This is a genomic window from Amycolatopsis acidiphila, from assembly GCF_021391495.1.
GTDB classification, from domain to species: domain Bacteria; phylum Actinomycetota; class Actinomycetes; order Mycobacteriales; family Pseudonocardiaceae; genus Amycolatopsis_E; species Amycolatopsis_E acidiphila.
In genome coordinates this window covers 1,091,695-1,104,804 of sequence record NZ_CP090063.1, presented here as the reverse complement: position 1 = coordinate 1,104,804, position 13,110 = coordinate 1,091,695, and the positions used below count along the sequence as shown (strand labels likewise).

General features: G+C 69.5%; 16 protein-coding genes, 2 tRNA genes and 1 other RNA gene. 8 read left to right on the top strand and 11 right to left on the bottom strand.

From position 1 onward, the window contains the following. Nucleotides 1-7 precede the first annotated feature (7 nt). On the top strand, nt 8-787 hold the full coding sequence (locus tag LWP59_RS05425; RefSeq protein ID WP_144636393.1) for an IclR family transcriptional regulator: 780 nt from the start codon (nt 8-10) through the stop codon (nt 785-787). Nucleotides 788-790: 3 nt separating this feature from the next. On the opposite strand, the gene LWP59_RS05420 is transcribed toward LWP59_RS05425, so the two are convergent. Next, nucleotides 791-964 carry a hypothetical protein gene (locus LWP59_RS05420; protein ID WP_186383156.1) on the bottom strand — a complete coding sequence of 58 codons (174 nt, stop codon included), beginning with the start codon at nt 962-964 and terminating at the stop codon, nt 791-793. 259 nt (nt 965-1,223) lie between these two features. Between LWP59_RS05420 and LWP59_RS05415 the strand changes: the two genes are divergently transcribed. After that, nucleotides 1,224-1,793 carry a TetR/AcrR family transcriptional regulator gene (locus LWP59_RS05415; protein WP_191334854.1) on the top strand — a complete coding sequence of 190 codons (570 nt, stop codon included), beginning with the start codon at nt 1,224-1,226 and terminating at the stop codon, nt 1,791-1,793. A 242-nt stretch (nt 1,794-2,035) separates the two neighbouring features. Here the strand turns inward: LWP59_RS05415 and ssrA are convergent. Continuing rightward, nucleotides 2,036-2,407: a transfer-messenger RNA gene (gene ssrA / locus LWP59_RS05410) on the bottom strand. A 159-nt stretch (nt 2,408-2,566) separates the two neighbouring features. On the opposite strand from ssrA, the gene LWP59_RS05405 reads away from it, so the two are divergent. From LWP59_RS05405 to LWP59_RS05395, 3 genes are read left to right on the top strand one after another with little or no spacing between them, the layout of a single operon-like run. Continuing rightward, nucleotides 2,567-3,250, top strand: a complete 684-nt coding sequence (locus LWP59_RS05405) for a sensor domain-containing protein (RefSeq protein ID WP_144645964.1) — start codon at nt 2,567-2,569, stop codon at nt 3,248-3,250. A gap of 8 nt (nt 3,251-3,258) precedes the next feature. Next, the gene (locus LWP59_RS05400) at nt 3,259-4,389 is read left to right on the top strand and encodes a sensor histidine kinase (protein WP_144645966.1); all 1,131 of its coding nucleotides are present in this window, start codon (nt 3,259-3,261) and stop codon (nt 4,387-4,389) included. 53 nt (nt 4,390-4,442) lie between these two features. After that, nucleotides 4,443-5,087 carry a response regulator transcription factor gene (locus LWP59_RS05395; RefSeq protein WP_144645968.1) on the top strand — a complete coding sequence of 215 codons (645 nt, stop codon included), beginning with the start codon at nt 4,443-4,445 and terminating at the stop codon, nt 5,085-5,087. 30 nt (nt 5,088-5,117) lie between these two features. Here LWP59_RS05395 and LWP59_RS05390 read toward each other — a convergent pair whose 3' ends face one another. Continuing rightward, nucleotides 5,118-5,489, bottom strand: a complete 372-nt coding sequence (locus tag LWP59_RS05390) for a cupin domain-containing protein (RefSeq protein ID WP_144645970.1) — start codon at nt 5,487-5,489, stop codon at nt 5,118-5,120. Nucleotides 5,490-5,580: 91 nt separating this feature from the next. Here LWP59_RS05390 and LWP59_RS05385 point away from each other — a divergent pair, with 91 nt between their 5' ends. The 3 genes from LWP59_RS05385 (at nt 5,581) to LWP59_RS05375 (ending at nt 7,710) form a co-directional block, all read left to right on the top strand. Next, the gene (locus LWP59_RS05385) at nt 5,581-6,039 is read left to right on the top strand and encodes a MarR family winged helix-turn-helix transcriptional regulator (RefSeq protein ID WP_144645972.1); all 459 of its coding nucleotides are present in this window, start codon (nt 5,581-5,583) and stop codon (nt 6,037-6,039) included. A 92-nt stretch (nt 6,040-6,131) separates the two neighbouring features. Further along, the gene (locus LWP59_RS05380; protein WP_144645974.1) at nt 6,132-6,347 is read left to right on the top strand and encodes a hypothetical protein; all 216 of its coding nucleotides are present in this window, start codon (nt 6,132-6,134) and stop codon (nt 6,345-6,347) included. A gap of 97 nt (nt 6,348-6,444) precedes the next feature. After that, nucleotides 6,445-7,710: an acyltransferase family protein gene (locus tag LWP59_RS05375; RefSeq protein ID WP_144645976.1), complete on the top strand. Its 1,266-nt coding sequence runs from the start codon at nt 6,445-6,447 to the stop codon at nt 7,708-7,710. Here the strand turns inward: LWP59_RS05375 and LWP59_RS05370 are convergent. From LWP59_RS05370 to LWP59_RS05335, 8 genes are all read right to left on the bottom strand, one after another. After that, entirely contained in the window at nt 7,700-8,602 is a 903-nt protein-coding gene (locus tag LWP59_RS05370; RefSeq protein ID WP_144645978.1) for an amidohydrolase family protein, read from the bottom strand. The two genes, LWP59_RS05375 and LWP59_RS05370, sit on opposite strands and share 11 nt — an antisense overlap. Next, a complete protein-coding gene (smpB, locus tag LWP59_RS05365) occupies nt 8,599-9,075 on the bottom strand; it encodes an SsrA-binding protein SmpB (RefSeq protein WP_144645980.1) in 477 nt (158 codons plus the stop codon). The genes LWP59_RS05370 and smpB overlap by 4 nt, the downstream gene beginning before the upstream one ends. Before the next feature lie 16 nt (nt 9,076-9,091). After that, complete coding sequence (gene ftsX / locus LWP59_RS05360) at nt 9,092-9,988, bottom strand: permease-like cell division protein FtsX (RefSeq protein ID WP_144645982.1); 897 nt, start codon at nt 9,986-9,988, stop codon at nt 9,092-9,094. A 65-nt stretch (nt 9,989-10,053) separates the two neighbouring features. Next, a complete protein-coding gene (gene ftsE / locus LWP59_RS05355; protein ID WP_144645984.1) occupies nt 10,054-10,743 on the bottom strand; it encodes a cell division ATP-binding protein FtsE in 690 nt (229 codons plus the stop codon). 88 nt (nt 10,744-10,831) lie between these two features. Continuing rightward, entirely contained in the window at nt 10,832-11,935 is a 1,104-nt protein-coding gene (gene prfB, locus LWP59_RS05350; protein ID WP_144645985.1) for a peptide chain release factor 2, read from the bottom strand. Between the two features lie 69 nt (nt 11,936-12,004). Continuing rightward, the gene (locus tag LWP59_RS05345; protein WP_144645987.1) at nt 12,005-12,505 is read right to left on the bottom strand and encodes a PadR family transcriptional regulator; all 501 of its coding nucleotides are present in this window, start codon (nt 12,503-12,505) and stop codon (nt 12,005-12,007) included. Nucleotides 12,506-12,653: 148 nt separating this feature from the next. Further along, a tRNA-Met gene (locus LWP59_RS05340) sits at nt 12,654-12,730 on the bottom strand. Nucleotides 12,731-12,998: 268 nt separating this feature from the next. Next, nucleotides 12,999-13,072, bottom strand: a tRNA-Met gene (locus LWP59_RS05335). Nucleotides 13,073-13,110 lie beyond the last annotated feature (38 nt).

Genomic DNA, 13,110 nt, shown 5'->3' with positions numbered 1-13,110 from the left:
CAGACAGATGACCGACGTACCTGCTCTGCGGCGGGGGCTGGCGGTGCTGGGCGCGCTGGCGAGGCGGGCGGGCCCGGCTTCGGCCCCGGCCATCGCGCGCGAGCTCGGCCTGCCGCGGTCCACGACGTACCACCTGCTGGCCGAACTGGAGTCCGCCGGCTTCGTCGTGCACCTGCCCACGGAACGCCGCTATGGGCTCGGCATCGCCGCGTTCGAGCTGGGTTCCGCATACCTGCGCCACGACCCACTGGAGCGGCTCGCGGGACCGTTGCTGCGCAAGCTCGTCGACCAGGCCGGGCACACCGCGCAGCTGGGTGTGCTGCACGGCAACGAGCTGGTGTACCTGCTCAAGGAACGGCCGGCGAAGCCGGAGACCCTGGTGACCGACGTGGGCGTGCGGATTCCCGCGCACCTGCCCGCGTCGGGCCGCGCGATGCTGGCGCATCTGCCCGCCGCGCACGTGCGGGCGTTGTTCCCGAACGCGGCCGCGTTCGTCCGCCGGACCGACCGGGGGCCACGAGGCCTCGCCGAGCTACGTCGCGTGCTCGAGGCCGAGCGCAGGCGCGGCTGGGCGGTGGAGGACGGCTTCGTGACGGCCGGGTTCGCCTCGGTGGCGTATCCGGTCTTCGACCACGGCGGCCGCCCGATGGCGGCGATCAGCGTGACCCTGCGGCACCACTGCCCCGACGAGGCTGTGCTGTGTGGGCAGGACTGGCCAGAGCTCGCCCATCAGGTGCGGCTCACGGCCGGTGAGCTGACCACCAGGATCGGCGGCCGCCCTGGGTGATCGTCAGATCAGGACTTGTTTGCCCTGCTTGGCCTGCAGGCCCAGCATCTCGAGCAACTCCGCGCATTCGCTGGCGTCCACCGAGTGCCCGGCCACGGTCCGCGCGGCCTTGCACTCCTGGACGTCCCGGTGGACCTTCTCCTCCGCGCGAACACCTGCGAGCCAGCCCCCTTGCATAGCTTCATCGGAGCTGCTTGCACGGCTTACCCGGGCCATCTGGCACCTTCTTCCGGCTTCGCGTTTGTCATGACGAAATCCGTCACGCGCCTGTCAAGCATCGCAGCCCGGTCGCGAGCCGTCCAGTTTCGCTTCGCTCCGTCACCTGAGCGCAACGTCCTGGAAATCTGCCTGGTCACTGATTTGGTGCATTGTGGAGAGTCGAAAATGGATCGCACATCCGATCGGATAGTCGTTCCGCGTATCGTAGGATGAGCGCGTGAAATCGAGGGGTGAAACGCCATTGCGCGCGGATGCCGCACGGAACCGCGAGCGCGTGCTGCGGATCGCGCGCGAGCAGCTCGCCGCAGGTGACGACTCGCTCCAGCTCAACACTATCGCACGGCTCGCCGGCGTCGGAGTCGGTACGGTGTATCGGCATTTTCCCGGCCGTCAGGCGTTGCTGGAAGCCGTTTCGAGCGCGTCGCTGGAGAAATTGGCGGAGCGCGCGGAAAGCGCGGCCACCGGTGCGGAGCCATTGGCGGAGTTGCACGAATTACTACGCTTTGCGCTCACCCGGGCACTGAACGAACTCGGTTTCGCCGAAGTTCTGGAGTCACCGTCGGCGGCCGATGCCCGCACGACCGCACTGAAGTCCCGATTCGACAGGGCACTGGGCAAACTCCTGCGCCGGGCGACGCAGGACGGCCACGTCCGGGCCGATCTCCGCGCTTCGGACATCCGCCGCCTCCTGGGCGGCACCACCCACGCCCTCCGCTGCGGCCCCCACCCCCCACGACTGGTCAAGACCTACCTATCCACCCTAACCACCAGCCTCCGCCCAACCTGACGTCCGCACCCACCTCAGCCACCCCGGGGGCGAGGGGCGAAGCCCCACCCAACTCAGCCACGGTCGGGGGCAAGGGGCGACGCCCCAACCCACCCACCGTCACCCAACAACGCGACGCAACCACAACCGGGGGGTCCGGGGGGCGAAGCCCTCCCGGGCGGGGTCTGGGGGCTGCGCCCCCAGAAGACACGACGAGACGGACCATGCGAGCGCTTTCCGCGAGCATGGTCCGCCCATCCGTCGAGTGGAGGTGCCGGGAATTGAACCCGGGTCCTCTGGCGCCTCACCAAGGCTTCTCCGTGCGCAGCCCGCTATGCCTCTACTCGGCCCCATCGGTCACGCGGACAAGCCGATGTGACGGGCCCAGCCGCTGTAAGTGTTCCATCCGGACCCCGCGGCCAGGTCCGGACGGTGAGCCTCCTAGCTGATGCCGGCTACCGGGACGGAGGCACTCCCGGGCCGACAGACACGCACTCGCTCAGGCGGCGAGGGCGTAGTCGCGCTGACTATTAGTCTTGGCGCTTATTCAGTTGCGATGACGCTTACGGTGGTCTCTCGCCTGCACCGGCACGCTTCCCTTGACTCAACGTCCAAAGTCGAAACCGTTCACCCCCTCGGTGATCCTCGATCCACCTAGTCTAACGCCCCCGGCAAGCCGGTTTGTTCCCCCGGGGTAGGGCCTGCCCCACCCCGGAGACGCCCGGGTTCCCCATGGCCCGGGCCGGCGGCGCGACCGCATGCTGGTGCCTGTCGCATCCGAGGAAGGAACCATCATGACGTCGGCACACTCGGTCGTGGACGGGAGCAGGCCACGCCCCTCGGCGGCCGGCTCGCTGGGCTACCTGCTGCTGAACCTGCCACTCGGGATCGCCGGGTTCGTGGCCGTGGTCACGCTCGCCTCCGTGGGGATGGGCACGGTGATCGTCTGGGCCGGGGTTCCGGTGCTGGCGGCGCTGCTGCTGGGCACCCGGGCCGCCGCACGGTTCGAACGCGCCAGGGCACACGCGTTGCTGGGGACCTACATCGCCGCGCCGTACCGGCCGTTGCCGGCGCGCGGCTGGCAGGTGCGCTGGCGCGCCCGGCTGCTCGACGGCGCGACCTGGCGGGATCTCGGCTATTTCGTCCTGCTGTTCCCCGTCGGGGTGGCCGAGTTCGTCGTGCTCGTGACGTCCTGGTCGACCGGGCTGGGCCTGGCCGCGCTCCCGGTGTACTTCCGCTACCTCCCGGGCGGGGCGTTCGTCTTCTTCCGCGAGGACCAGCCGTGGTTCGTGGTCGACTCGACCGGGAAGGCCCTGCCGTGGGCCGCGCTCGGCCTGCTGGTGATCGCGCTGTCCCTGGCGCTGACCCGCACTCTGGGCGCGGGGCACGCCCGGTTCGTGCGCCTCGTGCTCGGGCCCGGCCCGCGGGCGCGCCGGCTGGCCGAAGCGGACAACGACGCCCTGAGCGCGGTGGCATGATGACCGGTATGGCCGCAGACCGGGCGCCCCTGGAGCAGCCGCGCCCGAAGGCGGTCCGCACGATCACGTACCTGATCAGCGGGTTCCCCCTGCACCTGGCGCAGTTCGTGCTGATCGTGGTCGGCATCGCGGTCGGCATCGCGACGGTCGTGATCTGGGTCGGCATCCCGATCCTGATGGCCATGACGAGTGTGGTGCGCGGCTCGGGGAACCTGGAGCGCCGTTTCGTCCGCAGCATGCTCGGCACCCCGCTGCCCGAGGTCGAGCGTGCCCCCGTCGAAGGCGGGATCCTGCGGCGCTGGCGGCTGCGGCTGGTCGATCCGACGACCTGGCGCGACTTCGGCTACCTGATGCTGTCGCTCCCGCTGAGCATCGCCGAGGCGGCGATCGGGATCGCGTCGATCGTGCTGCTGCCGATGGCCATCTGGGTGTCGCCCTGGATCGGCTGGATGCACGGCTCGCTCGCGCTGGCGCTGCTCGGCCCGAACCGCGCGAAGCGGCTCGAGGTCAAGGCGCAGCACCTGCAGGCTTCGCGGGCGCGGGGGGTCGACGCCGCCGAGGCGGAACGCAGGCGGATCGAGCGGGACCTGCACGACGGGGCGCAGCAACGGCTGGTGGCGGTGGCGATGAGCCTCGGCCGGGCGAAGAACAAGCTGGACAAGGACCCGCAGGCGGTGCGGGAACTGATCGACGAGGCCCATCTCGACGCGAAGCTCGCCGTTTCCGAACTGCGCGACCTCGCCCGCGGCATCTATCCGGCCGTACTGGGCGACCGCGGGCTCGACGCGGCATTGTCGGCGCAGGCGGCGAAATCGCCGATCCCGGTCGACGTGCGGACCGACGTGGAACCGCGCCCGCCGGCCGCGGTCGAGACCACGGCGTACTTCATCGTGGGCGAGACGCTGACCAACATCGCCAAGCACTCGGGCGCGACGGAGGCGAGCGTCAAGGTGTGGCGGACCGACGACAAGGTGATCGTCGAGATCACCGACGACGGTCACGGCGGCGCGGAGCTCCGCCCCGGCGGCGGTCTGTCCGGCCTCGCCGACCGGGCGGCCACGATCGACGGGGTGATCACGGTGGTGAGCCCGGCAGGCGGCCCGACCGTCGTGCGGGCGGACCTACCGTGTACGTGGTGAGCGGTTCGTGAGTGAATAGCGGCTGACACTCACGAACTCACCCTGGGGGCGACATGCGTGTGGTGATTGCCGAGGATGCCGTCCTGCTGCGCGCGGGGGTCCAGCGCCTGCTCGCCGACGAGGACATCGAGACCGCCGCCGCCGTCGACAACGGCGACGATCTCGTTCAGGCGGTCACCGAGCACAAGCCCGATTTGGCCATCGTGGACGTCCGGATGCCGCCGACCTTCACCGACGAGGGCCTGCGCGCGGCGCTCGCGGCCCGCGAAGCCGTGCCGGGCCTGCCGGTGCTCGTGCTTTCGCAGTACGTCGAGGAGAGCTACGCCGTCGAACTGCTGTCGGGTGGCGCCGGCGGCGTCGGCTACCTGCTCAAGGAGCGGGTGGCCGATGTCGCGGACTTCCTCGACGCGGTACGCCGGGTCGCCAGGGGCGGCACGGCGATCGACCCGGAGGTGATCGCGCAGTTGATGGCACGTGGTCGCAAGAACCCACTCGACGCACTGACCGCGCGTGAGTCCGAGGTGCTGGGCCTGATGGCGCAGGGCCTGTCGAACACCGCGATCGGCAGCAGGCTCGTCGTGTCGCAGGGCGCGGTCGAAAAGCACATCGGCAACATCTTCGCGAAGCTCGGCCTGGAGGCCAGTCCCGAGGAGCACCGCCGGGTCCGCGCCGTGCTGACCTACCTCGGCCGCACCTGAACCGCCTGGACGAGGGTCGGACGGAAACCGTTACCGGGCCCAGGGCGGGTTCACGCTGGTGCCGTTGACGACCCCGACCACTCCTTTCGAGGTGGCGACGGTGAGCCGGGCGGTCTCGGCACCGGAGTTGCGCAGGCACAGCGGCGTGTCGGGCGGCACGATCAGCGCGTCACCGGGCGCCAGCTCGTGGGTCTCGTCGCCGACCTCCGCGCGCATCCGGCCCTCCTGCAACACGAAGACCTCCTCGCGGCTGACCGTGTGTCTCTCGCTCGCCGCACCCGGTGCCGCTTCGAGTGCCCACACCGCCAGCTCCGTCGAGCCACGGCTCGGCACGGCGAGCGGGCGGAAGGTGAAGCCTAGGTTCTCGAACGTCGGCGCGTCCACCAGGGAAGCCAGAGTCATCGGAAGACCTCCAAGTAGTCAACTAGATTGACCAGAAGGACACTACGAGCGGCTCACGATATAGTCAAGCCACTTGACCAAAGGAGGCGCGATGCCGCACGGAGACCTGCCCGGCCTGCTGGCCCTCACCTTCCGCGCGGTCATGGACCAGATCCACGAGCACCTGGCGGCCGAGGGCTTCGACGACGTCCGACCCGCACACGGGTTCGCGTTCCAGTACCTCTCGCACTCGGGCGGCGCGACCGCCGTCGAACTGGCCGAGCACCTCGGCGTCACCAAGCAGGCCGCGGTGCAGCTGATCGACGAGCTGGAGAAACGCGGGTACGTCGAGCGGCGCCCGCACCCGACCGACCGGCGCGCGAGGATGGTCGGGTTGACGCAGCGTGGCTGGCAGTGCATCGAACGGGTAGTCGCGTGGTCGGTCGACGCGGAGGCCCGGTGGGCCGGACTGATCGGCGCCGGACAGCTGGACCAGCTGCGCAACGGCCTGATCGAGTTCGTGCGGGACGCGGCCCGGGAGCGGCCGGTCAAGCTACGCCCGGTGTGGTGAACTCTCACCCGATCCGAGGGCGGCAGGACCCGGGAAGCTCCCCTACCATGGTCGGACGTCGCCACATCGACAATGCTTTCGAAGGGGGCACGATGCCCGAGGTGAGCGTCCGCTTCTTCGGCGGCCCCTTGGACGGCCGGGTACAGACCCTCGGCGAGGCCGAGCCGGTCTGCGGCAGCGTGATGCGGCACGTCCACCTCCACGACGGCCCGAAGATCGAGACCCACTACCGCCTCGGCTACACGCCCGAGACCGGCTGGGAGTACCGGCTGTGCGGGCTCGCGACGCCCGAAGTGGACGAGGTCTGAGTAGGGGCTGCCCCACCACGGAACCGCCTGGAACCGGAAGTGAAGACGGCGGCTGTCCTTGCTGTTTGGAAGCCCGCGCGCGACAAGGCTTCCAGGCATGCAACGAAGCCAGCGGGACACCTTTCTCGACGTCATACGCGCCGGCGCGATCCTTGCGGTGATCTCCCAGCACTGGCTGATGCCCGTGCTGAGCTACACCGACGGCCGCCTGGCGACCGGTAACGCGCTCGCCACGCCCGGCTGGGCGGCGATCACGTGGCTTTCACAGGTCATGCCGCTGGTGTTCTTCGCCGGGGGCGCGGCCAACTTCATCTCACTGCAGCGCGCCGCCTCGGCGCGGGTCTGGCTCTCCTCGCGGATCGGCAGGCTCCTGCTGCCCGTGCTCCCACTGGCCGCCGTGTGGCTCGCCGCCCCGGTGCTGCTGCGCGACTTCGGGGCGCCGGAGCAACCGGTCGAGGTGGCGGGCGCGATCGCCGGGCAGCTGCTGTGGTTCCTGGCCGTGTACCTGCTGACCGTGCTCGTCACCCCGTTGATGGCCGCCGCGCATCGGCGCTGGGGGCCGGCGGTCCCGGCCGCGCTGGGCGTGCTGGCGGTGCTCGTGGACATCGTCCGCTTCGAGGGCTTCGGCCTGTTCGGGTACGTCAACGCCGTCTTCGTCTGGCTGGCCGTGCACCAGCTCGGGTTCCACTACGTCGAGGGCAGGCTCGGCTCGCTGACCCGGAAGTCCGCGCTCGCCCTGTCGGCGGCGGGGTTCGGGGGCACCGCGCTGATGGTCGCCTTCGGCCCGTATCCGATGAGCATGATCGGCATGCCGGGCGCGCCGGTGTCCAACATGAACCCGCCGACCGCGGTCCTGGTGGCGCTCGCCGTCGGTCAGATCGGGCTCGTGCTCGCGATCCGGCCGCAGCTGCGGACACTCGCGGCGCGCCCGGGGGCAGGCGGCGCGCTGCGGTGGATCGGAGCCCGGTTCATGAGCGTCTACCTGTGGCACATGCCCGCGCTGGTGATCGTCACCGGGGTCAGCGTCCTCGGCTTTCGTTACGCCACACCGGAACCCGGCTCGCTGCGGTGGCTGGCCGCCGCACCGTTGTGGTTCGCCGCCGCCGCTGTCGTCCTCATCGGCCTGCTGCGCGTGTTCGGCCGCTTCGAGACCCGCTCGACGCCGATGCACGCGCCCGCCCCGACGCCGATGCTGGTCACCGCGGCCATGCTCGGCTCGATCGGGCTGCTGGGACTCGCGGCCCGCGGGTTCACCACTCCCCTGGACGGCGACGTCCTCGACGGACCCGTGCCCTGGGTGACGCTGGTGTTCGGCAGCGCGTTGCTGGCGACCCGGCGCACCAGGACGCCGGTCAGAGGTTGAGCAGCTTCGCCGGGGTGTCGTGCAGCACGGCACGCAGGAACGGCGCGCCCAGGCGATCGTCGGCCGCCCAGCCGGCGATCGCCTGCAGCTGCGTGGCGTAGGAGTACGGGATGTTCGGGAAATCCGTGCCGAGCACGACCCGGTCGGCGATGCCGGCGAGCCGGGCCGTCCAGTCGCGCGGCAGCGGCATGAGCTTCTCGGTGAACGGGGTGCCGACCATCGTGGTGTCGATGTGCACCCGCGGATACCGCTCGACCAGCTCGAGCGCGGCCTCGTAGTCGGGCATCCCCGCGTGCGCGAGCACCGCGACGAGCCGCGGATGCCGTGCCAGGACCTCGCCGAACACGTCGAGCCCGGTGAACGGCCCGCGCTCGGGCCCGTGCCCGGCGTGCACGACGACCGGCACGCCCGCGTCGGCGATCGCGCCCCAGGCCGGGTCCAGCAGCGGGTCCCGCGGGTCGTAGGCGCCGACCTGCACGTGCGCCTTGAAACAGCGGGCGCCCGCGCGCAGCTCCGCGTCCACATAGGACGCCGCGGACGGCTCGGGGAAGAAGGTCGCGGTGCGCACGGCGGCGGGCACGCGCTCGGCGAACTCGGCGAGCCAGCCGTTGAGCCACTCGGCCATACCCGGTTTGTGCGGGTACGCCAGCGGCGCGTACCGCTTCACCCCGAAGGACTCCAGCAGCGCGATGCGGTCGCTCTCCGGCTGCCGGTACCAGACCGGCCACGAGGCGCCGATCCGCGTCTCGACCCGGTCGAAGTAGGCCCAGACCTTGGTCATCATCCGCTCGGGCAGGAAGTGCAGGTGCAGGTCGACCAGGCCGTCCAGGCCCAGCTCACGTACCCATTCCGCGACGTCCTCGTCCCGCTCGGGTCCTGGAACGGCGGTCAACGACGGCCCTTCAGCGCCCGGCCGAAGGCCCGGCTCATCTCGCGCTGGGCGTCGCGCTTCGCCAGGTCCTGGCGCTTGTCGTAGGCCTTCTTGCCCTTCGCGAGCGCGAGCTCGACCTTGACCTTGCCGTCCTTGAAGTACAGCGACAGCGGGACCAGGCTCAGCCCGCTCTCCTTGGTCTTGCCGATCAGCTTCTCGATCTCACCACGGTGCAGCAGCATCTTGCGGTGCCGGCGCGCCTCGTGGTTGGTCCAGGTGCCGTGCTCGTACTCGGGGATGTGCAGGTTGCGCAGCCAGACCTCGCCGTCGTCGACGGTGGCGAACGCGTCGGCCAGCGACGCCCGGCCCGCGCGCAGGCTCTTCACCTCGGTGCCCACCAGCACGAGACCGGCCTCGTAGGTGTCGAGGATCGACCAGTCGTGCCGTGCACGCCGGTTCGACACGATCACCTTGTGACCACGTTCCTTGGGCATGAGGTCCAGTTTATCGTCAGTGTCGAACGTAAAGCCGCAGCGTCACGTAGCCCGTGGTCGCGGAGATGATGATCGAGGCGAGCAGCAGCCAGGGCGAGGTCACGATGATGTCGAGTACCTCGATCTTGGGGATGATGCCGGTGGTGACCTCGAGGATCCGGTCGAGGAAGGCGAACTTCAGCGCGACCAGCCCGCCGACCGCGAGCGCCCAGCCGACGATGCCGGTCATCACCGCCTCCAGCAGGAACGGCAGCTGGGTGTACCAGCGGGTCGCGCCGACCAGGCGCATGATGCCGACCTCCGTGCGCCGGGTGAACGCGGAGATCTGGACGGTGTTGGAGATCAGCATCAGCGCCGCGAGCGCCTGGATGATGGCGATGACGAACGTGCCGTCGCGGACCGCGCCCAGCAGGCCGAAGAACTTGTCGAGGAACTGCTTCTGGTCCTCGACGCGGTCGACGCCGGGGCTCTTGCCGTACTGCTGCTGGATGATCTCGCTGCGGCTCGGGTCGTGCAGCTTGATCTGCAGTGACGCCGGCAGCGCCTCGGGCCGCGCGGACTGCACCAGGATCGGGTTGTCCTGGAAGATCTTCTTGAACCGCGCGTAGGCCTGGTCGCGGTTCTCGAACACCACGGACTCGACGGCCGGGTTGTTCTGGATCTGCTGGCGCAGGCTGCTGCACGGGTCGGCCGAGCAGTCCTTGTCGTTGGCGCTGACGTCCTGGGTGAGGTAGATCGACACCTCGACGTCGGCGAGGTAGTCGACCTGCATCTTGTCGATCGTGCGCACGATCAGCAGACCACCACCGAGCATGCCGAGCGAGACCGCGGTGGTGATGATCATCGCGATGGTCATGGTGACGTTCCGGCGTAGGCCGGTGAAGACCTCGCTGAAGACGAAGCTTGCGCGCATCGGGGAACGGATCCTTGGGTCGGGGGAAGTAGCGGGCCAGCTGGCGGGGGACCGGAGCGGGGGATCTACCGGCCTACGCCGTACACGCCGCGGGCGTCGTCGCGGATCACCTTGCCGTACTGCAGCTCGACGACACGGCGGCGCATGGAGTCCACGATGGAGTGGTCGTGGGTCGCCATCAGCACGGTCGTGCCCGTGCGGTTGATCCGCTCCAGCAGCAGCATGATGTCCTGGCTGGTGTCCGGGTCCAGGTTTCCCGTGGGCTCGTCGGCCAGCAGCACGAGCGGCCGGTTGACGAACGCCCGCGCGATCGCGACGCGCTGCTGCTCACCGCCGGAGAGCTCGTTGGGCATCCGGTCGGCCTTGCCGTCGAGGCCGACCAGCTCGAGCACCTCGGGCACCACCTTGCGGATGATGTGCTTGGGCTTGCCGATCACCTCGAGCGCGAACGCCACGTTGCCCGCGACGGTCTTGTTGCCGAGCAGCCGGAAGTCCTGGAAGACGCAGCCGATGGTCTGGCGCAGTCGGGGGATCCTGCGCCGGGCCATCTTGGCGACGTCGAAGTTGGACACGAACACCCGGCCCTTGGTGGGCACCTCCTCCCGCAGCAGCAGCCGCAGGAAGGTCGACTTCCCGGACCCCGAGGGGCCGATCAGGAAGACGAACTCGCCCTTGTCCACCTCAACGGACACGCCCTCGAGAGCGGGACGCGTCGACGTCTTGTAAACCTTGGAGACACTGTCGAGCCGGATCACGGTGGGCCATCCTACTCATGGCCGCCGTTAAGCCCTGGTAGGTATCTGTCCCCGGTTCGGAGCAAGCACTGTCACCAGGAGTGATCCGCTAGCCGACGGTGGCCTGCTTGCGCCAGCGGATGCCGGCTTCGAGGAACCCGTCGATCTCGCCGTCGAGCACCGCCGTCGGGTTGCCGACCTCGTACTCCGTGCGCAGGTCCTTGACCATCTGGTACGGGTGCAGCACGTAGGAGCGCATCTGGTTGCCCCAGCTGGAGCCGCCGTCCTTGAGCGCGTCGAGCTCGGCGCGCTCCTCCTCCTTCTTGCGCTGCAGCAGCTTGGCCTGCAGGACCTTCATCGCGGCCGCCTTGTTCTGCAGCTGCGACTTCTCGTTCTGGCAGGACACGACGATGCCGGACGGCAGGTGGGTGATGCGCACCGCCGAGTCGGTGGTGTTCACGCTCTGCCCACCGGGGCCTGACGAGCGGTACACGTCGACGCGGATGTCCTTCTCGGGGATGTCGACGTGGTCGACCTCTTCGACCTCGGGCAGGACCTCGACGTGCGCGAACGACGTCTGGCGGCGGCTCTGGTTGTCGAACGGCGAGATCCGCACCAGCCGGTGCGTGCCCTGCTCGACCGAGAGCGTGCCGTAGACGTACGGGGCACTCACCTTGAAGGTCGCCGACTTGATGCCGGCCTCTTCGGCGTAGGAGATGTCGTAGACGTCGGTGGGGTAGCCATGGCGCTCGGCCCAGCGCAGGTACATCCGCATGAGCATCTCGGCCCAGTCGGCCGCGTCGACGCCGCCGGCCTCGGAGCGGATGGTGACGACGGCGTTGCGGTCGTCGTACTCGCCGGAGAGCAGCGTGCGGACCTCGAGGGCGTCGATGTCCTTGCCGAGCTGGGTCAGCTCGGCCTCGGACTCGGTGCGGCTCGCGGCGTCGCCCTCGGCCTCGGCGAGCTCCCAGAGGACGCCGAGGTCGTCGAGACGCTGGCGCAGCTCGGTGACGCGGCGCAGCTCGGTCTGCCGATGGGAGAGCTGGCTGGTGACCTTCTGGGCCGCCTCCGGATCGTCCCAGAGGTTGGGCGCGGAGGCCTGCTTCTCCAGGTCGGCGACCTGTGCCCGCAGGGCGTCCAGGTCCATGACGGCCTCGACCTGCGCCAGCTTGCCGGCGAGGTCTTTCAGGTCGGTTTCGAACTCAGCACTCACAACCCTCAAGGCTACGGCAAGGGCCACGGCCGGTTACGGGCGAACCGGCCGTGGCGCGCCGTGCCCTGTTCAGGACTGCGGGATCGCGTCCACCAGCTTGAGCGCGGCCCTGGCGTGCGCCTGGCCGAACTCCGCCACCGCCTTGACGTACGGGTCGTTGGCGGCCTTGACCGCGGCCCTCGCCTCGTCGAGCTCCTGGCTGTAGGCGGTCCGGGCGGACTCGATCAGCGTGGCCCGCTGCTTCGCGGTGAGCGATCCGGCATGCACGAGCCGGAGGATCAGCGGACTGCGCAAGTGATCGGGACCGGCGTCGGAGCCGAGCCAGGCCTTGAAGGCCTTCTTGCCCGCGGCGGTGATGGCGTACTGCTGGCTGGAGCGGGGTCCCTGCTTGCCGAGCCGGACGAGCCCTTCCTTGGCGAGCGCGGGCAGTTCCCGGTAGACCTGGCTGCGGGTGACGCTGAAGAAGGCGCCGAAGCGCTCCTCAGCGCTCGCGACCAACTGTCCCCCGGTCGCCGGACCGTCCTGGAGCAGACCAAGCAACGCCGCTGCTGTCGCATTCAGTTCAGACACCCCATTACCGTCCCACTTTTCCGACGTTCTGTCCACAGTGGCCACCAGCTCAGTCCACAATGGTCACTGAAATGCGCCATCCGGCCCAACCTGCGGTGGGCCACCCGCACGAAAAAGGCCCGGTCCACCTGGACCGGGCCTTCCTCTGTGGTAGCGGGGACAGGATTTGAACCTGCGACCTCTGGGTTATGAGCCCAGCGAGCTACCGAACTGCTCCACCCCGCGTTGCAAAAACAACTATACACCCACGCCCCCTACCACTCCCGACACCCCCCGCCCCCCATTTTTTGTCCACTTGGGAAACCACCCCCGCCCACCCACCCAACTCGCACCAATCCCCCAACCCGCACCGCGCACGGGGGGCAAGGGGCGGAGCCCCACCGGGGGTGCAGGGGGCGGAGCCTCCCTGCCGGGGGTCTGGGGGTCCGACCCCCAGGGCAATGCGAAGGAGGCCCGGTCTGCGCTTTCCGCAGACACGGGCCTCCGACCTCTGTAGCGGGGACAGGATTTGAACCTGCGACCTCTGGGTTATGAGCCCAGCGAGCTACCGAGCTGCTCCACCCCGCGTTGTGAATACGAGTCTACGCCCTGGTTGCGGGGAGGTG

Coding starts and splice junctions, on each gene's coding strand:
- LWP59_RS05425 (WP_144636393.1), top strand. CDS start 8: ATGACCGACGTACCTGCTCTGCGGCGGGGGCTGGCGGTGCTGGGCGCG.
- LWP59_RS05420 (WP_186383156.1), bottom strand. CDS start 964: ATGCAAGGGGGCTGGCTCGCAGGTGTTCGCGCGGAGGAGAAGGTCCAC.
- LWP59_RS05405 (WP_144645964.1), top strand. CDS start 2,567: ATGACGTCGGCACACTCGGTCGTGGACGGGAGCAGGCCACGCCCCTCG.
- LWP59_RS05400 (WP_144645966.1), top strand. CDS start 3,259: ATGGCCGCAGACCGGGCGCCCCTGGAGCAGCCGCGCCCGAAGGCGGTC.
- LWP59_RS05395 (WP_144645968.1), top strand. CDS start 4,443: ATGCGTGTGGTGATTGCCGAGGATGCCGTCCTGCTGCGCGCGGGGGTC.
- LWP59_RS05390 (WP_144645970.1), bottom strand. CDS start 5,489: ATGACTCTGGCTTCCCTGGTGGACGCGCCGACGTTCGAGAACCTAGGC.
- LWP59_RS05385 (WP_144645972.1), top strand. CDS start 5,581: ATGCCGCACGGAGACCTGCCCGGCCTGCTGGCCCTCACCTTCCGCGCG.
- LWP59_RS05380 (WP_144645974.1), top strand. CDS start 6,132: ATGCCCGAGGTGAGCGTCCGCTTCTTCGGCGGCCCCTTGGACGGCCGG.
- LWP59_RS05375 (WP_144645976.1), top strand. CDS start 6,445: ATGCAACGAAGCCAGCGGGACACCTTTCTCGACGTCATACGCGCCGGC.
- smpB (WP_144645980.1), bottom strand. CDS start 9,075: ATGCCCAAGGAACGTGGTCACAAGGTGATCGTGTCGAACCGGCGTGCA.
- ftsX (WP_144645982.1), bottom strand. CDS start 9,988: ATGCGCGCAAGCTTCGTCTTCAGCGAGGTCTTCACCGGCCTACGCCGG.